Origin of the sequence: Nitrososphaera viennensis EN76 (genome assembly GCF_000698785.1) — an archaeon.
Classification (GTDB): domain Archaea; phylum Thermoproteota; class Nitrososphaeria; order Nitrososphaerales; family Nitrososphaeraceae; genus Nitrososphaera; species Nitrososphaera viennensis.
Genome location: NZ_CP007536.1, coordinates 334,876 through 351,749 on the forward strand (window position 1 = coordinate 334,876; position 16,874 = coordinate 351,749).

28 protein-coding genes are annotated in these 16,874 nt (G+C 48.5%); 19 read left to right on the forward strand and 9 right to left on the reverse strand.

What is annotated here, in order from left to right:
• Positions 1-6: 6 nt before the first annotated feature.
• Together NVIE_RS01930 and NVIE_RS01935 are read right to left on the reverse strand one after the other, a co-directional pair.
• Positions 7-462, reverse strand: coding sequence for a universal stress protein (locus tag NVIE_RS01930; protein ID WP_075053774.1), 456 nt, complete (start codon positions 460-462; stop codon positions 7-9).
• Positions 459-1,010 (reverse strand): CBS domain-containing protein, encoded by a 552-nt coding sequence (locus NVIE_RS01935; protein ID WP_075055935.1) that lies wholly within the window; start codon positions 1,008-1,010, stop codon positions 459-461. Before NVIE_RS01935 ends, NVIE_RS01930 begins: the two co-directional genes overlap by 4 nt.
• A gap of 99 nt (positions 1,011-1,109) precedes the next feature.
• Between NVIE_RS01935 and NVIE_RS01940 the strand changes: the two genes are divergently transcribed.
• The 5 genes from NVIE_RS01940 (at position 1,110) to NVIE_RS01955 (ending at position 4,553) form a co-directional block, all read left to right on the forward strand.
• Complete coding sequence (locus NVIE_RS01940) at positions 1,110-1,610, forward strand: CBS domain-containing protein (protein ID WP_158435041.1); 501 nt, start codon at positions 1,110-1,112, stop codon at positions 1,608-1,610.
• Positions 1,600-2,034 (forward strand): universal stress protein, encoded by a 435-nt coding sequence (locus NVIE_RS01945; RefSeq protein ID WP_158435042.1) that lies wholly within the window; start codon positions 1,600-1,602, stop codon positions 2,032-2,034. The genes NVIE_RS01940 and NVIE_RS01945 overlap by 11 nt, the downstream gene beginning before the upstream one ends.
• Complete coding sequence (locus tag NVIE_RS01950; protein ID WP_075053777.1) at positions 2,031-3,368, forward strand: APC family permease; 1,338 nt, start codon at positions 2,031-2,033, stop codon at positions 3,366-3,368. Before NVIE_RS01945 ends, NVIE_RS01950 begins: the two co-directional genes overlap by 4 nt.
• A 201-nt stretch (positions 3,369-3,569) precedes the next feature.
• Positions 3,570-3,743, forward strand: a complete 174-nt coding sequence (locus tag NVIE_RS14710) for an ECF-type sigma factor (protein ID WP_144239417.1) — start codon at positions 3,570-3,572, stop codon at positions 3,741-3,743.
• Between the two features lie 93 nt (positions 3,744-3,836).
• On the forward strand, positions 3,837-4,553 hold the full coding sequence (locus NVIE_RS01955; protein WP_144239418.1) for a CBS domain-containing protein: 717 nt from the start codon (positions 3,837-3,839) through the stop codon (positions 4,551-4,553).
• Here the strand turns inward: NVIE_RS01955 and NVIE_RS01960 are convergent.
• The 4 genes from NVIE_RS01960 to NVIE_RS01975 all read right to left on the reverse strand — a co-directional run bounded on the left by NVIE_RS01960 (position 4,546) and on the right by NVIE_RS01975 (position 7,233).
• Positions 4,546-5,556: an NAD(P)-dependent alcohol dehydrogenase gene (locus NVIE_RS01960; protein ID WP_227717532.1), complete on the reverse strand. Its 1,011-nt coding sequence runs from the start codon at positions 5,554-5,556 to the stop codon at positions 4,546-4,548. The two genes, NVIE_RS01955 and NVIE_RS01960, sit on opposite strands and share 8 nt — an antisense overlap.
• 425 nt (positions 5,557-5,981) lie before the next feature.
• The gene (locus NVIE_RS16025) at positions 5,982-6,197 is read right to left on the reverse strand and encodes a universal stress protein (RefSeq protein WP_075053780.1); all 216 of its coding nucleotides are present in this window, start codon (positions 6,195-6,197) and stop codon (positions 5,982-5,984) included.
• A gap of 5 nt (positions 6,198-6,202) precedes the next feature.
• Positions 6,203-6,433: a universal stress protein gene (locus NVIE_RS16030; RefSeq protein WP_144239419.1), complete on the reverse strand. Its 231-nt coding sequence runs from the start codon at positions 6,431-6,433 to the stop codon at positions 6,203-6,205.
• Positions 6,434-6,435: 2 nt separating this feature from the next.
• Positions 6,436-7,233 carry a CBS domain-containing protein gene (locus tag NVIE_RS01975; RefSeq protein WP_075053782.1) on the reverse strand — a complete coding sequence of 266 codons (798 nt, stop codon included), beginning with the start codon at positions 7,231-7,233 and terminating at the stop codon, positions 6,436-6,438.
• Positions 7,234-7,457: 224 nt separating this feature from the next.
• Between NVIE_RS01975 and NVIE_RS01980 the strand changes: the two genes are divergently transcribed.
• The 9 genes from NVIE_RS01980 (at position 7,458) to NVIE_RS02020 (ending at position 12,740) form a co-directional block, all read left to right on the forward strand.
• Positions 7,458-7,958 (forward strand): universal stress protein, encoded by a 501-nt coding sequence (locus NVIE_RS01980; RefSeq protein WP_075053783.1) that lies wholly within the window; start codon positions 7,458-7,460, stop codon positions 7,956-7,958.
• Between the two features lie 201 nt (positions 7,959-8,159).
• Positions 8,160-8,609 (forward strand): universal stress protein, encoded by a 450-nt coding sequence (locus NVIE_RS01985; RefSeq protein WP_075055936.1) that lies wholly within the window; start codon positions 8,160-8,162, stop codon positions 8,607-8,609.
• Between the two features lie 221 nt (positions 8,610-8,830).
• Positions 8,831-9,031, forward strand: a complete 201-nt coding sequence (locus NVIE_RS01990; RefSeq protein WP_075053784.1) for a hypothetical protein — start codon at positions 8,831-8,833, stop codon at positions 9,029-9,031.
• A gap of 223 nt (positions 9,032-9,254) precedes the next feature.
• Complete coding sequence (locus NVIE_RS01995; RefSeq protein WP_144239421.1) at positions 9,255-9,677, forward strand: hypothetical protein; 423 nt, start codon at positions 9,255-9,257, stop codon at positions 9,675-9,677.
• A 183-nt stretch (positions 9,678-9,860) separates the two neighbouring features.
• The gene (locus tag NVIE_RS02000) at positions 9,861-10,436 is read left to right on the forward strand and encodes an RDD family protein (RefSeq protein ID WP_158435044.1); all 576 of its coding nucleotides are present in this window, start codon (positions 9,861-9,863) and stop codon (positions 10,434-10,436) included.
• Positions 10,387-11,088 carry a hypothetical protein gene (locus NVIE_RS02005; protein ID WP_144239422.1) on the forward strand — a complete coding sequence of 234 codons (702 nt, stop codon included), beginning with the start codon at positions 10,387-10,389 and terminating at the stop codon, positions 11,086-11,088. Before NVIE_RS02000 ends, NVIE_RS02005 begins: the two co-directional genes overlap by 50 nt.
• A 17-nt stretch (positions 11,089-11,105) precedes the next feature.
• Positions 11,106-11,627, forward strand: a complete 522-nt coding sequence (locus tag NVIE_RS02010) for a flavodoxin family protein (protein WP_075053787.1) — start codon at positions 11,106-11,108, stop codon at positions 11,625-11,627.
• 1 nt (position 11,628) lies between these two features.
• On the forward strand, positions 11,629-12,156 hold the full coding sequence (locus NVIE_RS02015) for a hypothetical protein (protein ID WP_075053788.1): 528 nt from the start codon (positions 11,629-11,631) through the stop codon (positions 12,154-12,156).
• A gap of 164 nt (positions 12,157-12,320) precedes the next feature.
• Positions 12,321-12,740: a hypothetical protein gene (locus NVIE_RS02020; protein ID WP_144239423.1), complete on the forward strand. Its 420-nt coding sequence runs from the start codon at positions 12,321-12,323 to the stop codon at positions 12,738-12,740.
• A 365-nt stretch (positions 12,741-13,105) separates the two neighbouring features.
• Here the strand turns inward: NVIE_RS02020 and NVIE_RS02025 are convergent, their stop codons facing one another.
• Entirely contained in the window at positions 13,106-13,537 is a 432-nt protein-coding gene (locus NVIE_RS02025) for a hypothetical protein (protein ID WP_075053790.1), read from the reverse strand.
• Between the two features lie 62 nt (positions 13,538-13,599).
• The gene (locus NVIE_RS02030) at positions 13,600-14,442 is read right to left on the reverse strand and encodes a class I SAM-dependent methyltransferase (RefSeq protein WP_075053791.1); all 843 of its coding nucleotides are present in this window, start codon (positions 14,440-14,442) and stop codon (positions 13,600-13,602) included.
• Positions 14,443-14,481: 39 nt separating this feature from the next.
• Here NVIE_RS02030 and NVIE_RS14715 point away from each other — a divergent pair, with 39 nt between their 5' ends.
• From NVIE_RS14715 to NVIE_RS02055, 5 genes are read left to right on the forward strand one after another with little or no spacing between them, the layout of a single operon-like run.
• Positions 14,482-14,676, forward strand: coding sequence for a hypothetical protein (locus tag NVIE_RS14715; RefSeq protein ID WP_144239424.1), 195 nt, complete (start codon positions 14,482-14,484; stop codon positions 14,674-14,676).
• A gap of 7 nt (positions 14,677-14,683) precedes the next feature.
• Positions 14,684-15,274 carry a hypothetical protein gene (locus NVIE_RS02040; RefSeq protein WP_084790574.1) on the forward strand — a complete coding sequence of 197 codons (591 nt, stop codon included), beginning with the start codon at positions 14,684-14,686 and terminating at the stop codon, positions 15,272-15,274.
• A gap of 40 nt (positions 15,275-15,314) precedes the next feature.
• On the forward strand, positions 15,315-15,593 hold the full coding sequence (locus NVIE_RS02045; RefSeq protein WP_227717438.1) for a hypothetical protein: 279 nt from the start codon (positions 15,315-15,317) through the stop codon (positions 15,591-15,593).
• Positions 15,594-15,646: 53 nt separating this feature from the next.
• Complete coding sequence (locus tag NVIE_RS02050; protein WP_075053794.1) at positions 15,647-16,045, forward strand: pyridoxamine 5'-phosphate oxidase family protein; 399 nt, start codon at positions 15,647-15,649, stop codon at positions 16,043-16,045.
• Positions 16,042-16,524: a hypothetical protein gene (locus NVIE_RS02055; RefSeq protein ID WP_075053795.1), complete on the forward strand. Its 483-nt coding sequence runs from the start codon at positions 16,042-16,044 to the stop codon at positions 16,522-16,524. Before NVIE_RS02050 ends, NVIE_RS02055 begins: the two co-directional genes overlap by 4 nt.
• Here NVIE_RS02055 and NVIE_RS02060 read toward each other — a convergent pair.
• Entirely contained in the window at positions 16,513-16,842 is a 330-nt protein-coding gene (locus tag NVIE_RS02060) for a dUTPase (RefSeq protein ID WP_075053796.1), read from the reverse strand. The genes NVIE_RS02055 and NVIE_RS02060 overlap by 12 nt on opposite strands.
• Positions 16,843-16,874 lie beyond the last annotated feature (32 nt).

Genomic DNA, 16,874 nt, shown 5'->3' on the forward strand with positions numbered 1-16,874 from the left:
GCTTTTTCAATGCACCAAGAGGACAGGACATCTGGAAAGCTCGGCGACTTTGCGTGCAACACTTCCAAGCACCTTGAGTTTCGATATTCCTTTGAGCCCCTTGCTACCCATTACTATGAGGTCAGTCTCTTCCTTTCTTGCCGTCTCAAGTATCAGCAAAGCAGGGTCGCCCACAGAGTGCACAAGCTTCACGTCCAGGCCCTGTTTTTTGCAGTTTTCTACAAGCGATTCTAATGATCTGACAACATGTCCTTCAGACGACTTGACAAGAAGTTCTGCTGCCTCGTTTATAGCTGCATTCGCTGCCTCACTGTATGTATAGATGAGCGAAGGAAGGGCCGTGACAGTCAGAAACGTCACCCTTGAGCCTGACAACTTGGCAATATACACTGCATGTTCGGCCGCCCTTTCAGAGAACTGTGAGCCGTCGTATGGGACGAGTATTCTGTGGTACGTGTTCAAATCTGTCTCAGGTCACCTTCCAAAAGGCCGCTTCCAATGTGCAGCCTGTCGACGTGCTTTGAGAGATCCTGTTTGCTCTCAAAGCCTGAACCACAGTACGGGCAGGTTATGTTGGCGCCCACACCTGTTTCGATCAGTCCTGCCTCGATACTCTTGCCCGGCATGTTCCCCACAATTGACATGAGCGTTAGCAGGCCTATTATCTCTCCTTTTCTCTTGACTGGAAGTCTTCTGATTCCCTTATTCCTCATGATAAGAGTTGCTTCCAATACAGTTGCGGACTCGTCTACTGTAATGAGGGGAGTGCTCATGATCTCTTTGAGAGTTGTCTTGAAAGGTCCTTTGTTTTCCGCCACTACCTTGTAGAGAATGTCCCTCTCCGTGATAATCCCTACAAGTTCCTTTGTTCCCTTGTGAGAGACCAACACGCTTGAAAAGTCCTTTTTCTTCATTGCTTTTACAGCTTCTGCCACGCAGGATGTTTCGTCCATCACAAGCATGTCAGGAGTGGCCAATTCCCCAACTTTCCTTCCAAGATCTGCTTGCATGAGCATGGTACGACGAGGGAACGATATATCGTGCATGTATGCAGTGCAATGCACAATATTCCTAGATGTAAAATATTGCCGAAGGCCAAGCGTTCCTATATGGGTATAGAGTCAATTCCAGTTTCAAGTATCATGACCAAGGGGGTCAGGACAGCAGGGGAGGATCAGACAATTAGGGCTGTGGCAGAGATGATGGACAAACACGGAATTGGGAGCGTAGTGATTACAGACAGCAAGGGCTTGCCATCGGGCATAATCACGGAGCGTGATATAGTCCGACTCGTGGGCTCTCCCAAAACCTCTCTTGCAGCCCTTGCAAAAAGCGTCATGAAAAAACCTGTCATAACGGCTGATGCCATGATGTCGCTAAAGGATGCACTGCAGACGATGCAGGCCAAGGACATACGAAGGCTGCCTGTCGTTGAAAAGGGTAAGATGATTGGTATTGTAACTGACAAGGATATTTTCCGGGCGATATTAAAGAACCAGGCATTGGTATCAAGCATAGTCAGCGACAGCGTTCTTGTAGAGAACAGGCCAGTCTACGAAAGGCTTTCCGAATTCATGCTGAACGAGATATATCAGCCGGGTGGTAGATAAAGTGTATTCAAAGGTACTTGTTGCGACAGATGGATCAGAGTGTGCAAGAAGGGCATTAGAATCTGCCATAAAGATGGTCAAGGCTCCTGATGGAACTCTGACAATTATGCATGTTCTTCAGCTTTCACCTGCAGTTGGCTTTGGAAAAAAACTCACAGAGGAGATAGAGTCGTTATTTCTAAAGGATGCAACTGCATTTCTAGAGGATCAAAAACGAGAAGTCGAGGCAAGAGGGGTAAAGACAGACACCATACTGGTAAAGGGCAATCCCGCTCAAGCTATACTACATGCTGCAGAGGAAATGAATGCAGACCTGATAGTTATTGGAAGCCGGGGCCTTGGAGGAGTCAAGGGGCTCTTCCTTGGAAGCGTTTCAAATGCAGTGGTGCACGGCTCTAAAATTCCAGTTCTGGTCACGAAATGAAAGGAAATGCATTGAAGGCCAAAGAACCTGGACTTAAACAGAGCATAAGCCTTTTTCAGGCGATTATGTATGGCACTGGCCTGATCCTGGGTGCCGGCATATACGTTCTGATAGGTGACGTCGCAGGAATCGCGGGCAACGCAGTGTGGATATCATTTGCTCTGGCCGCAGCGATCGCTACGTTTACCGGCCTGAGCTATGCCGAGCTGGCTTCAATCTTTCCAAAAAGCGCCGCTGAATACGTGTTTGTCAAGAATACCTTTGGCAACAATTTGTTTGCGTTCATTTCTGGATGGCTCATCATATTTGTTGCAGTAGTGTCCGCAGCTGCAGTAGCCATTGGCTTTTCCGGCTATCTTGCCGCCTTTTTGCCAGGGCTTGACCAGTCTGTCTCTGCAATGTTACTTGTTGCAGTGCTTTCTGTTGTGAACTTTATCGGCATTCGTGAGTCGATGTGGACGAATACTGCATTCACGCTCATAGAGATCGCAGGTCTCGCGATAATCATATGTGCTGGCCTGCTGTTTACCGCCTCTTCCCCTGCTGCGACGAACTACTTTGAGATGCCGTCAGACGTGACCTCCTTTCCACTTGCTTTTGGTGCTATAGTTGGCGCGGCCAGTCTTGCGTTCTTTGCTTATTTTGGATTTGAGAATCTGGCAAATATATCTGAGGAAACCAAGAATGCTCGCAAAGCGATTCCGCTTGCACTTGTTGCATCCATTGCAATTACGACGGGTATTTACATGCTGGTGGCAGTGTCGGCAGTTGCACTTGTCGGATGGGAGGTGCTTTCGTCGTCGAATGCTCCCCTCACACTTGCGGCCGAAAAGGTGTTTGGCAAGGCTGGCATTGTTATTCTATCATCTATAGCGCTTTTCGCGACTAGCAATACTGTGTTGATGATGCTTGTGTCCGGCTCACGTATAATATTTGGAATGTCGACTGACAAGGCACTTCCCTCATTGCTGTCTTCTGTTCATCTAAAGACCAAAACCCCGCTCTATGCTGTGCTCGCCATTATGATGCTGGTGATAGGAGTCGTGGCGGCATCTTCAGCAAGGATAGACGCCATGGTTAGGGTTGCCGTCTTTGGGATTTTCATAGTCTACATGTTTGTCAATCTTTCACTAATATGGCTCAGGTACAAAAAACCAGATATGGAGCGGCCTTTTCGTTCACCCTTGAATATAGGGCGGTTTCCTATGTTTGCAGGTCTTGGCCTCGTAACCTCAATTGCAATGCTTACCCAGTTTGACTTGGCTACTGTTGTGGCTGGTATGGCAGCAGCCGCATCAGGGGTGGTGGCATATGCAATACTGAAAAGAATTTAGAATTTTTCTTGGCATATTGGTGGGGACTCAAACATCATGTGTTCTATGCACTACTGCTGGCTTTTTAGTTTCACAGCAATCGCGTACATTGTGGACCTTGCGGAATAATCTGCCGCTAATGGGGAGTTCATTATTTGTCTCTCGAGTGCACTGCCGTGCACTGGAATCTTGTACTTTATTCCATTGACTTCTCCATGTAACATGATGGCTAGCGAAAATAAAGAAGTCGTCAACGTTGATCCGTGGATACTAAAGCGGCTCGCAAGGATGTACGAGTCCGGCCTTTCAATAAAAGAGATTTCAGAACAGCTTGACATTGGCGCAAGGTCTGTGAAGAGGATCCTGGGACTACTAGGGTACGTTGTTGCGGACTAGATAGAGGTGTTCAAGTTGCAAGACATCTCCATAAGGGAAGCGGCGCCTCACATTTTTAGACGGCCGTTACTGTATGTGAGCCCTTTTGATTCGATGCTTCAGGTGGCCACCTTTATCGCTACAGGGCCTCAGATCTACGTTGATGGTCTAGTTGTGCTGGAAGAAAACAAGCTTGCAGGCAGAATAGGGGGGTATGCCCTTGCCAACCACATTTTGAAAACTAGGGAAAGGTGGCTTGATGGCAAGGCTTTACAAATTATGGAAGCTCTTGAGCATGCGTTGCGGGAAGACGACTCCATTACAAAGGCGCTACGGGTCTTCATGGAGACTAGATTTGCATTCATGCCTGTGTCATCTAATGGCAAAATAGTAGCTTCTCTATCTCTCAGGGACCTGATAAATTATGCCATGGGGTTGAAAGTTGAGGTACAAGGGTTGACATCTCCATTGCTAACTATCGATAATGACACAAGCGTATTGGACGCACTTGAGTTCATGGTTGAAAAGGGTGTCCGAAATATTGTCTTTTTGAAGCAAGATGGCCCCTATGTCATCAACGACAGAAAGATCCTTGCATATCTGCTCCATTCTCAAACGCGAGATCTTATATCGCGCAGGGGCTTTGAAGTACTTGCAACTATAAAGGTGATAGGCATTGGCGCGCTCAAGGGAACATCTGTAGACCTGAGGAGCGAGGCAGGTTCTGTGGCACATCTCTTTTCTAACATCGAAACATCGTGCCTGTTTGTGGGTAACAGGATACTAACGCCTTGGGATCTGGTGATGAAAGGTTCTGGTTTCATTAGTTAGGCGTGATCACTGCTCTTCCTGTTATCTGGCCGCTCTTCAGTAGGTTGATTGCATCGTTGATGTCTTCGAGACTGAATGTCTGAATCGTATGCTTTACTTTGCCTTGCCTTGCCAGCTCTATGACCTCACAAAGTTCGTTGTAGTTGCCCCATAGCGAGCCGGTTATCTGATACTCGTTTATTACGGTAGGCATCAATGGCACACACACTTGGGCGCCAAAAAGGCCGACTACTGCAAGCACGCCTCCCTTTGAAAGCAGGCCTACTGATACGGAAATAGTATTTTCTGCGCCGACACAATCGACAATGACGTCGACGCCGCGGCCTTGCGTTATTTCCTTCACCTCTTTTCTTGTGCTCCCGGATAGTCTGATTGCATGGTCGGCGCCGAGCTTCCTCGCAAACTCTAGCTTTTTGTCATTTCTGTCGATGGCTATTGTTGTTGAATTTGGCGCAAGCATCCGCGCATACTGAATTCCATACGATCCTAGCCCTCCAATACCCACTACTGCAATTGTAGTCCCAGGCACAAGCATGTGACGAAATCTCCTGATGGCGCGGTATGGAGTCAGACCTGCGTCTGTCAGCGGCGCAAGCTCTTCCGGCTTCAGCCTTGTACCTGCTGCCACTTTTATCAAGAACCTGTAGGAAGGAACTGCAATGTATTGCGAGTACCCGCCGTCGTATTGTGACAGCCCCGGCCATTTGGCAATAGGGCACATTTGCTCGTCGCCTCTTTTGCATATCTGACAGGAACCACAACCCCATCCGCCAAACACCGCCACTAGATCGCCTCTTTCAAACATCCCCTTTGGGACCGAGTCTCCTATCTCCTCTACCCAGCCTGCAACTTCGTGCCCCGGTATCTTTGGCAGCGCAAGCGGTATGGCTTCTTTCCATTCGCCGTTCATCAAGTGGAGGTCGCTATGGCACAGTCCGGCGCCGCCTACTTTTACTATTATTCCTTCACCTCTTGGGCTTGGCATCTTGACGGGTTCAACCACCAAGGGTCTTTGATACTCGTGGATTCTTGCTGAGAGCATGGTTTGAGCCATATATGATCCTGCGAGGCCACATCATATTTCAAGAAATGGATTGCAGTGCAACGCAATGTACTCTCTAGCTTGAAATAAAATTGCCAAGAACAGCTTGTGAGATCAATGTCTGAAAATGTAGACGCGGCATCGGATTGGCTGGCAAGGATGGGTGTTAACGTAGAAAAGTTGAGAGTGATGGGGGGACTTACAGATTCTGACGTAATTTCACTTTACCATTTCTTGCGAAAATTACTAGAGGTTCGCAGCGGGCATTCCACATCGTCGTAGTTTGCATTTTGAAAGTGGAGGTCGCTGTGGCACAGCCCGGCCCCACTTTTATTATTACCATTTCCAAGACATCCTGCATTAGATATTGTGTCTAAATTTCTGCACTATCTGGTCACCAAGACAAGACAATGGGCGTGCGTGACTACTCCGCTAGCTACGTTTCCAAGCAAGGACTTCTTTATCCCTGTCTTCCCTTTTGTTCCGATTACGATCAAATCCGCTCTTTCTTTTGATGCATAATTTGCTATGGTATCCGCCACGGATGCTACATCAAGAATAGTCTCTGCAGAGGCGATTTTGACGCCATCCTCCGCCGCCATGTCTCTTATCTTGTCATGCCATGCTTCTGCATATTTTTTGCCCGTTCTGTATAGCGAACAATCACAAGTCCTGCTGCTTTGTAATCGACGTATGGTGGGTTAACTACTGCATGCATGCAAATAATTTCTGCCATGGACATTTTGGCGATTTTGATGGCATACTTCGCAGCCTTGAAAGAAGAATCTGACCCATCTATTGGCATAAGTATCTTTTTCAACGGAATTTCTTCAGACAAATTCACTTCTCCTTTACGTACGCCTCAACCAAATCTCTGGCAGTGACCATTGCTACTATCTTTCCATACCTGGTGAGAGGTAGCCTCTTTATCCTGTGTCTTAGCATGAGTTTGCCTGCTTCCTTGGCGCCTATTCCAAGTTTGGCGGTTATGACAGGAGTTGTGCAATAGCCTCCTACTTTCTCCAATCTGTCCACATTTTCTCCAAGAATCCTATTGAGCAAGTCACGCTCTGTAAACATCGCGTAAGGTGGTCCATTCACGCTTATGACTACGCTACCTATGCCTTTCTTCAGCATTGTTTTGACAGCACTCAATATTGTACTGTCGGGCTGCAGCGTGACTATCTTGTTTGCCATTGCACCCTCTATTGAGGGGTTAGACTTGCTCTTTAAAAGCGCCCTGACGATATCGGAGGCAGTTATTATACCGATCAGCCGGTCTGATACGCCGGTTCGCCTGTCCTTCTGAAAAACAAGCAACCTGGCTTTCTTTGATATCATGGTTCTCGCCGCTTCAAGCACTTCGGTACTGGGTGTCACTCTGGCAACCTTTTGAGTCAACACATACTTGATCTGCTTGTCCGGTATCGCCTTGTTCAGGGCCAGATGCAACAGCATTTCTCTTTCCGTTAAAATTCCTTCCACCTTTTCACCTTCCGTCACTACTATGTTGCCTATTCCCTTTAGCAACATTGTCTGTACAGCATCCGAGAACCGAGTGTCAGGATGGGCTGTTATGACAGGAGAACTCATAAAATCGCCTACCTTTAACAGAGGGTAATCCGTTTGCAGCTTCATGAACGAGTTTGCTTGTGCATCTTATTTAAGGACAGAGAGTGCAGTGCATGACATAGAATGCTACATCCAGACATCGCATTCAGTTTTCTTTGCTACCGAAGATTGATTGGTCGAGGGAGAGGGTAGTCCTTGATACGCTTTTTGCGTAGACTCTGAATGACAGAGGCAATCCGTAGATAAAGATGCAATCTTTTTAAAGTTGCATATACAATCCTGCCAAGAATATGTTCAAGAAAATTCTGGTACCGTATGACAGCTCAAAGCCATCTGACAAGGCTGCTAAATATGCGGTAGATCTTGCCAAGCACATTCTACCTGATTCTGGCGGTGGCTGCGAGATCATTCTTCTTCATGTTGTACCTGAAATTCCAGCATCACCTGTTTTCCTTGAGCGTCCCGTCCGCACAAAGACTGGCGAAGTAATCCCATTGTCAGAGTATATCAAGCGTCTTTACGTCGAGATGAAAGCTCATGCAGCAGAGATGCTTGAGAAGAAAAAGAAAGATCTTGAACCCATTCTAAATGCCAAGGCAACAATTAGAACAATCGTATTAATTGGAGATCCTGTTTCAGACAAAATAGTAGAGCTAGCCGGGAACGAAAAAGTGGACATTGTTGTCATTGGAAATGTAGGCTTGAGTGGCATATCAAAGCTAAAGACCCTTGGCAGCGTGTCAAGAGGCGTTAGCGAAAGGGCGTCATGTCCAGTCTTGATAGTACACTAGAGACTGGTTTGCAGTAAAATCCCGCATGGAATGAAATTTCATTTCTAGTTGGAAGCGCTTGACTGTTAGAATCCATTGCGACAGATGCATCTGGATTTGGTGTATGTGACTGAGGCTAAAAGTACCGCTGCTTTGCAGTATAGTGCAGAGTATCCATTCCATACTGCTTTTAACTTACTAACAAACTCTAAGTGTTACGACATGGTGGAGATAAGCAGATTCAAAAAGGTGCTTGCAGCCGTCGATGGTTCTTTGGAATCTATGAAAGCCGTAGATACTGCAATTTCGATATCAAAAAAATACGATTCCTGGTTAACGGCCCTTTACGTTTTACATACGCCTTTTGGTGGAGATCTCTATCCGCAGCGTGTATCGTACAAAGAATTCCTTGATGATGTCAACAAAGAAACACGCGTTTGGTTAGAGGAGATTCAGAAGAAGGGTAAAGAGAACAACCTAGAGATAGAGACAAAAATGATAGAGACTTCAAAATCGACGCCGTCTGAAATCGTACGATACACCCAAGTAGACAAGACTGACTTGATTGTAATTGGTTCAAGAGGGAGATCTGGACTTAAGAAAATATTGCTTGGTAGCGTTGCATCGAGTGTCCTGACGTATGCGCCATGCCCTGTAATGGTTGTAAGATGATGCGCATATTCTATACCATTGTCGCTACTGTGATTTTGCAGCTACCTTATGCAAGGTATATTTGTCTTCATTGTGAGTACTCCACCTTGAAACTACAAATGAATTGACGATTTGACATTCAGATGTTTAATTATTGTCTTATCATCACGGGTGGTTTGATTTCTGCAATGCAGTGTACACATGCACAATAAATAATCACGCTGGATTCCCTTTCTTTGGTAATGAGCAAAATCAATGGAGAAAATGTTGCAGGCGCTGCGTTCCTATTCCTGGCTAGCCTTTTCTTGGCTGCTGGAACCATAAATCCTGTAATTGCTTCAGTCGCAGTGGTCTTTTACATCCTTGCCGCAGCTGGCGCCGCATTGGTGCTTTTAGGATATAGGACCTACCGAAATGAAGTCCGGCCTACAACTGTAATCTGATGCAGCTGCGCACCTGTTCATTCATTTTTGCAATGCACTGTACACCTAGGAAATATAGCAAAGAATGCTGATAGTGTTGTAGCTCGAAAAGCGAGCTGTGTGCCCATCCCTGCCGCGATTATCAGCATATCAACTCCATCGATCGGTGGGGATGGGCCTGATTCCGCAATGCTGTGTAATGCACACTCTTTATAATTTTCGATCACGATCTAATCGTACATTTGTGAGCAAGAAAACCCAAGATAAGCAGATAGATCAGCAAGAGATAATGAAACTCCTAAAAGACCCAATTATAGTCAGGATAGTAACAGTTCTGGACATCGCCAACCTTTCAGTTCTCGAACTGTTTGAATACGGGCTGACTAGGGAGGATGTAAACCATGCCATAGTCAGCGGCGTAATAGAGTTAGACCAAGCAAGGCTGCCAAAAGGCGAGCTTGATACATATGCTGAAGGTTTGCATGCTATTGCAGGAGACGTTTATTTCCAGCAATTTCTAAGAAGCAAGGCCCGGCTCACACGGTTGGGACTCTTCCTTCTGGATTGCATTAAGAGCTGCCAGACAGAGCAGGACATAATTGAGAAAGTTATGGGGAGATTTGGTACGGGAATGTTTAGACCGCCGGAGCACCCGCACAAACCATGACGCTCTTTGACTCCCCGGTTCCCTGACTATTGTCCCTAGCTGTACCACCTTTGATCAGCTTCGCGTATATCAAAAGTGGATTGATTGATGACTTGCTCCTCTTTGTATTGCCCGACATCTGCATCTGCACTGCATTGCAGTGAAATCCTTGTGTTCTAATAGGATAAGCTGGTAAAAATGCACATGCCTCCAGATCCGAGTAGTCGACCTGATGGAGCCGAAAGGGGTCAACATCCAGCGCAACAACCAGAGATAATTTTAGCAAGGTGGAGCACAAGATTCTGGGCGTGGCTTGTTGATTTCCTGATAGTAAATGCCGGTTTGGGAATTATTTTCGGCATACTGTCCATGCCGATGTGGCTTTACGGATTCACGAATCCCGGGATGATGTCGCCGATGTATGGTAGCGAATGGTGGAATAACGGTTTTGGTGGGCCATTTAGTTTTGCTATAAGCAGCCTGGTATTTTTTGCGTATTGGACATACATGGAAGCAAATCACAATGGTCAGTCGATAGGAAAGATGCTTCTGCGCATCAAAACTACGGATCTTGAAGGCAAGCAAGCGAATACGACAAGCATCGCAATCTCTAGCTTTGGAAAGGCCTTTCTGCTGCCAATAGACGTATTCTTTGGTTGGATATTCACAAATGACAAGAGGCAGAGATTGTTAAGCAGAGCTGCAAATACTATCGTGATAAGAGCTACGGATGACGACACCGGAAGAGCACGGAGTAGTGCTAGATATCAAAAGGAGTGAGACAATGAGGATGAAAAGAGGACACATTGTGCTTGTATCCGGCGCTGTCCTGCTAGTCTCAGGAATAGCGATTTCTGTAGTATGGGGCGTTTCCTTTGCTGGCTCTTTTCTCCGAGATAACACCATTGTAGCAAAGACCACTATAGACGCGGGAAAATCAGTGGATGCAAGAACGGAAGTCAATCAACTGGATAGGCCTATTTCTATAGCAATTAGTATCGACAGATCTGGAGCGTTGCTACAACAGACATCCTCCTCCTCTGACATCAGGCTGAAAGAAACAGTGACAGATCCTAATGGAAGAGTCGTAAACAGCAATGAATTTGGAGGCACCTTCTTTACAAGTTTCAAGCCGCAAGAACCCGGTGTCTACACTGTTACTGTGTCAAACCTTGGATCCAAACCTGTCACCGTCAGTGGAGTATTTGGCTACATCTCGTTCATAGACTCCGACGGGCAGCCCAACATGGAGGCTCTGGAGGTAGAAGGAGGAGGACTCGGTCTTGTAATTGCAGGCGGAGGAATGGCCGCTGCGGGAGTTCTAATACTGATTGTGGGAGCCATAATCACGGCGATTGATGGCAGAAAAGAGAAGCAAAGTGGCACGACAGCTACCACCGGCGAAAACGGCATCAGGTACCGGAAAGATTAGGAGTGCGCGAGTAGTGCATGAAAGCAATCGTCCTCTTTGACACGCTCTTTGGAAATACCGAGAAAATAGCCCACTCTGTCACAAAGGGCCTGCAAAAGGCAGGGGTTGAAGCCGAATGCGTTAACATCAGAGCAGCAAATGTAGAAAAGCTTCATGAGTACGACCTTCTGGCATTGGGCGCGCCAACTCAATACTTTACGGCCTCCAAATCCATGAAGGACTTCTTGGACCGAATGGTGGAACTGGATTTGAAGGGCAGATGTAGTTTTGCTTTTGATACCAAGCTAGATTCTTTCATGGCTGGAAGTGGCGCCAAGTTCATCGAAAAGAGGCTCCGGGAATCTGGGCTTGACATTATCCGTAAACGTGGCTCTGCCCTGGTTATTGGGCAAAAGCAAAAGGAAGCAAAGAAGGATACGCTGAGTAATGCCACTGGAAAAGTCGTGCTCAAGGAGGGAATGGAGAATCAGTTTGAGGCAATTGGGGAGGAGCTTGGCGAACTCTTGCAAACTAGCAAGAGAAAGGTGGTGGGAGTGTGACATGATAGAAGAACGCAATAACCAATTTTCCGGCTGGGCAGAAAAGGAGTTTAATAGAGATTACCTGAAGCGCTCAGAAAGAGGGGGAGAGCTTGTAGGAGTGGCTGCAGTCGGGCTAATCGCGCTCTTTTTTTACATGCACCAAGCGTGGTCTACAGGCTTTTTCACGTCTCGCTTTGGTCCGACTGAGGCCTTTTTCTTCTATGGCTCGATTATGGCTGGCATAGTCGGGCCGCTTTTCAGATCTGCGACTGGGAGGAGAAACCTCTCCCGGCTTCCAGAGATGATAGCTTCGGTTTTGTGGATGGTTGGCGCAGTGTGGTTGCTAATAGTCTTCCCGTTCAACTTCGCACATCTGGGTGACGTGGTGCCAACCGTTCTGCGCTTCCTGCTAGCATGGATTACAAATGACATTGCAAGAGTTCTCTTTACTCTTGGTGCACTGGGAGGGGTAGTCTTTACAATCGTGAACGCCAGTCTCTATTGGAAGGTCGATAGGTTACTGCGTCAGCATGATGAAGCACACTAGGAAGCATGGCATTCTTTTGAGCATGGGGCTAGGAAAAATTGACAGTGCCCGTCCTGCACTGCAGGACAGTGTACTCTACTCGTTAATGAGCGCGTTAAGAGAAAAACAACTACTGATATAATATGTCCCACATCCTGCCGTATAGGGTCAGTGATGGTAAGCTGGTGTTGCTTGCATTAGTGGGAATGGTGGCTGCATTTGGCATACTGCTTGTCTTTGTGAGTGGCGGCGCGGTGAGGCACGTCTCCATATTCCTGCCTGAAAAGACAGAAGATACGATAGCCTTTAGGAATATCGACGGTGAAGTACAGGTGGTGGGCATCAAGGGGATTGCAGGCGTGAACCCAACCTTGCTCACAAGGACGGGCGACTATGTACTGGAACTTACTGTCATAAACGAGGATGATAGAATTCATGTGCTCTATATCGACGGAGGCGCGCATACCAAAGTACTCCGACCGGGCGATAGCGATGTGATAACGTTCCACTCAAAAGAGGAAGCGACGTACAACTATTATGATTGGGGTTCGGGGAGAGGGCCACTCGGCCAGATTCAAGCAATCAAGGTAACGATGTACGAATAGCAGAAGTCCCGTTTGTTCGTCGTGATGTCCGCAATTGAAAAACTCTGCAATGCCATCCATCAAAACTAGACCAGTTTGTGTCCGGCTAGTTACATGATTTTGAACTGCATAAATTGTAGCTTTTTTTGATAAAATGTCCTCATCATTCTAGAATTTTACAAAAGTGAATCTTTGCCTTCCGATTGTTTCAAGCTATTGCGTCTTTCAGAGCTTGGTTAATCCGACTGATGGACAACAACTCCAGCTATGTAGCATACTAAGGCAGCTGTGTTTTTGAGCTTTTTAGTCCGAATTTTGCCATTATGTGAGAAGAATCAATTAAGAACTTATCGCCATGCTTGGCAAAAAGCTGAGGAAAAAAGGCCTCATGCTATTCTTCTTTGCGGCTTGCTCGTTTTCCTGCCTGCATAGGCTATCAGGACTTCGCCATAGTCGTCCTCGGAATCCTCCGGCTCCACACACACGCCCTCTGACACTCCGGACCTTTTCTCGTAGGTGCCTGCAATGGGAAACTTGCAGTTGTTGCCGTCGACAACCGTCATCTTGAATTTGTACTTGCGCCAGTTTCCCCACTTGGGCGTTCCCACCGGATCGCATGTGCAGCCTTCAGCGCACAGGTGGCCTTCTATCGGGGTGGTCCTGCTCTCGACGGACCTTTTTACAAAGTCGACGAGCTTCTGGTCGCCCTTCAGGGTCTTGTTGCAGTTTGCTCCGCCATTGACTGGAAACTTTGTCGTGAAGCGGATGTTTCTCACTTCGTATACCTTTACCTTGCATTCCTTGTTGCATGGAGGCATATTTTGTGTCTACCCGTGGATTGAACATGAATGTAATAAAGTTACTGTACATAGTACCTGTGTCAGCTTTTTGTCGTTGTTGCAGTCGCCACAAGGACGTCCCACGGGAACATTATCCTGCCGTCGTTTTTGACAAAGCACTGCGCCTTTTCCTCTGCTTCTTTTTTTATTTCTGCCACTATCTGCAAGCCTCCTGCCTCTATCTTTGGCCGTATGGCGGCCGCTGTCGTCGACATGTAGTCTGACCAGTACTCGGAAAAAGTCCCTGCCTCGTAATCGAATACAAATTTCCTGACAGCCACGCCTGCAAAGCCTGCTGCTGTCAATACATTTTCAAGGTCCTTTGGGTCGCCAAAACGGTGCACCGTCGGCGCACCTTCCGGCCTGATGTCCGGCATGCACTTTAGCACCGGCTCCATTATTGTGCTGAAATAGGGCACCCCCTGCGCCGTGCCATGCACCGCGACTGCAATCGTGCCTCCTTCTTTGAGGAGCAGGCGCAGTTCTTTCAGAACACGCACCGGCTCTGGAAAGAACATGAGAGCGTACTGGCACAGCACCCTGTCGAACCTGGCGCGCAGGCCAATGTTCTCCGCGTCCATCTCTACAAAATGGCCTGCCTGAACATTCTCTTTTGCTATCTTGAGCGCGCCTCTTGCAAAGTCAATCCCGACAAGCATCCCAGACGGCCCAAGGCGCAAAAATGCCTCTCTTGAAACGGCGCCAGTGCCGCATGCAACGTCCAGCACGAAATCGCTTTCCAAAATGCCTGCCGCATTTACGAGCTCTTTTGTCGACCGAAACGGCCCGCGTCCTGCGCCTGCCCAGCCATCGTGGTAATCGCGCGCACGGCTGTTCCAGTTGTCAATCGAGTCTTGCTTGTATTTCGTGGGGTCGTAGGCCAAGCGTCATAAAGTTTTAATGCCTTCTTATTTAATCATGGCATGTTGAAAGAGTTTCGCGTTCTTTTGACCTGCAACGTCTGTGGCGAGACTTTTGACTCTGACTACAAGCTGATAAAGCATATGAGCAATAGCCACCCGCAACCAGAGAAGACCGGCTGGATGGGAGGCGAGGGCGAGCACAACTGCAGCTGCGGCGGACAACACATGCACGGTCACCAGCACTACCACGAGTAACACGACCTTGAAAGCAGAGAAACTGTTCTTCATTTACGTTGCCCGCAACGACGAATGGGTGCGCCTGCAGGCCGAGGACTGGGGCTACGTCTCTACGATGACGCGCTTTTTCAAGTGGTGGGTAAAGCGCTACTATGACTTTGAGATAGCCGTGGAGGCGGACATACTGCCGGTGATACCAGGCAAACTGTTTGACAGGATGTCGCTTGCGCTTTTCCTTCGCGACCACGAAAGCAGGGGCAAGGACGTCTACCACTTTTACCTGACGCCGTTCAAGCCGTTTTTCACAGACTGCAAGACTGAAGGCTACACCACCGACCACTTTGGCCTTGCGTTCTGGAACAGGCCAAAGGAAGGGTCGGAGGCCAAGCGCAACGCAATGTTTGCGGAGGAAAACTGCCCGCGCATTTCCCACGTGCTGTCGCACGAGATCCTGCGCATGCAGGGGCGCAAAAAGAAAGAGTACTTTGAAAACGTCCATGACCTGTGGAGGCAGCACAAGGAGAGGGGCAAGCCGTTCCTCTACTTTGACAGCCAGTTCAAGCGCACTACAAGCGACGGCTGCAAGTATGCCACCATCGATGCGAGCGGCCTCTGACCGGAAATAGTTATGTGCTCCTTGAGTGCACAGGTTTGCGTTGGCGTCGGGCCTTGAAATCCTTGCCAAGTCGGGCGCAATAGTGTCTACGGCAGGCGTGGCGCTGCTCGTGGCGTTTATCGCCGTGCTCCTTGCGTTCCCCGTGGCCAAGACCTGCGAGGAAGGGAGCAAGTGCGAATACGCATCATCTGCGCCAGAGCAGCTGCAGACTGTATTCAGCCAGGGGTTCTTTGCACTGTCGCTCATCGTAATTGCGGCAGGGATACTGATGATCCGCTACAGCCGCTGGCGCGAGTCCAAGGCGGCTACGCAGGGCTAGCTAGGTAGTCCGCCGGCTGCTATAAATACGAGGGAGCGCAAAATTCCCTGCACTTGATCGCCTTTACCAAGGCTGAAAAAGAGTTCCTGCTTGCAAACGAGGCGTGCAGGGTTGCGACCTGCCACGACAACATGCCGCACGTGGTTCCCGTGTCGTATGTGTTTGAGGGCGGCGCGTTCTACTTTGCCACCGACCTTGAAACCCGGAAGCTGGAGAACCTGAAGAAAAATGACAGGGTCGCGCTTGCAGTTGACGTCTACGACAATTCGGCTGGCAACAAGGCAATATGCGTGCAGGGCAGGGCCGAGATAATCGAGGGCGGCAAGGAATTTGCGAGCCTCTACAGGATCTTCCATGACAAGTTCGCATGGGTCAGGCGCGACCCGTGGAAGGAGGGCGAGGCGCCCTTTGTGCGCGTAGTCCCGACAAACAAGGTCAGCTGGGGCCTATGACGCTTAGGAAAAAGTTTGACGACGCGGCGGGCAAGGTGTGCAAGGCTCTGATACCCGTCAGGCACGAGAGTTTTGGAGGCAGGGGCAGGGAAGTGGCGGTGTGCACCCTTGGCAGCATCGACCTGCTTGAGAGGATCTCCAAGTCTGAGATAATCATGGACAGGGTGGCAATAGCCGGCCGGCTCTTGTCGGAGAACAAGGGCATCGACGCCATCATCGATTACGTTTCTGCGCACCCTGACCTGAAGCGGATCGTGGTGTGCGGCAGGGAGGTCAAGGGGCACATGGCAGGCCAGGCATTGCTGGCGCTATACAAAAACGGCATCGACGGGCAGGGCAGGATAATCGGGGCTGCAGGCCCGTACCCGATACTTTTGTCACCGCGGGAAAAGGTCGAGGCATTCAGGCGACAGGTGGCAATAGCCGACATGACTGGAATTACAGACCTTGAAAAGATAATGCCCCTACTAATAGCCTGACTTTTGCCTGTCGCGGTTTACCTTGTTTTTCTTCTTGTATTCGTCGAGAATGTCTGCCGGCGTCATGCCAAGTTCAAGCGACGCCTGCACCAAAAAGTGCCATATGTCTATCAGCTCCTCCCTTGCAGCCGCCTCGTCAAAGCCGGAGGGCTTTTTCCACCACTTCCAGTTTGTCAGGCGCTGGAGCTCCACCGTCTCGTGGATTATCGCGGTGGAAAGCGCCGAGACCTTGCCCTCGGTCGTCGCTGGATATCTTGACAGATCCATCATGCCTGCAAGCTCTTTCTGCATGGAAAATATCGTCTCTAGCGTGTCCATCAGGATGTCAGTTTTGGGTGGGCAGGTAAATA

Coding starts and splice junctions, on each gene's coding strand:
- NVIE_RS01955 (WP_144239418.1), top strand. CDS start 3,837: ATGCTTCAGGTGGCCACCTTTATCGCTACAGGGCCTCAGATCTACGTT.
- NVIE_RS02060 (WP_075053796.1), bottom strand. CDS start 16,842: ATGGACACGCTAGAGACGATATTTTCCATGCAGAAAGAGCTTGCAGGC.
- NVIE_RS14715 (WP_144239424.1), top strand. CDS start 14,482: ATGTTGAAAGAGTTTCGCGTTCTTTTGACCTGCAACGTCTGTGGCGAG.
- NVIE_RS02055 (WP_075053795.1), top strand. CDS start 16,042: ATGACGCTTAGGAAAAAGTTTGACGACGCGGCGGGCAAGGTGTGCAAG.
- NVIE_RS01980 (WP_075053783.1), top strand. CDS start 7,458: ATGTTCAAGAAAATTCTGGTACCGTATGACAGCTCAAAGCCATCTGAC.
- NVIE_RS01935 (WP_075055935.1), bottom strand. CDS start 1,010: ATGCAAGCAGATCTTGGAAGGAAAGTTGGGGAATTGGCCACTCCTGAC.
- NVIE_RS02010 (WP_075053787.1), top strand. CDS start 11,106: ATGAAAGCAATCGTCCTCTTTGACACGCTCTTTGGAAATACCGAGAAA.
- NVIE_RS02015 (WP_075053788.1), top strand. CDS start 11,629: ATGATAGAAGAACGCAATAACCAATTTTCCGGCTGGGCAGAAAAGGAG.
- NVIE_RS01950 (WP_075053777.1), top strand. CDS start 2,031: ATGAAAGGAAATGCATTGAAGGCCAAAGAACCTGGACTTAAACAGAGC.
- NVIE_RS02005 (WP_144239422.1), top strand. CDS start 10,387: ATGACGACACCGGAAGAGCACGGAGTAGTGCTAGATATCAAAAGGAGT.
- NVIE_RS02025 (WP_075053790.1), bottom strand. CDS start 13,537: ATGCCTCCATGCAACAAGGAATGCAAGGTAAAGGTATACGAAGTGAGA.
- NVIE_RS01940 (WP_158435041.1), top strand. CDS start 1,110: ATGGGTATAGAGTCAATTCCAGTTTCAAGTATCATGACCAAGGGGGTC.
- NVIE_RS16025 (WP_075053780.1), bottom strand. CDS start 6,197: ATGGCGGCGGAGGATGGCGTCAAAATCGCCTCTGCAGAGACTATTCTT.
- NVIE_RS01975 (WP_075053782.1), bottom strand. CDS start 7,233: ATGAAGCTGCAAACGGATTACCCTCTGTTAAAGGTAGGCGATTTTATG.
- NVIE_RS01985 (WP_075055936.1), top strand. CDS start 8,160: ATGGTGGAGATAAGCAGATTCAAAAAGGTGCTTGCAGCCGTCGATGGT.
- NVIE_RS02000 (WP_158435044.1), top strand. CDS start 9,861: ATGCCTCCAGATCCGAGTAGTCGACCTGATGGAGCCGAAAGGGGTCAA.
- NVIE_RS01990 (WP_075053784.1), top strand. CDS start 8,831: ATGAGCAAAATCAATGGAGAAAATGTTGCAGGCGCTGCGTTCCTATTC.
- NVIE_RS14710 (WP_144239417.1), top strand. CDS start 3,570: ATGATGGCTAGCGAAAATAAAGAAGTCGTCAACGTTGATCCGTGGATA.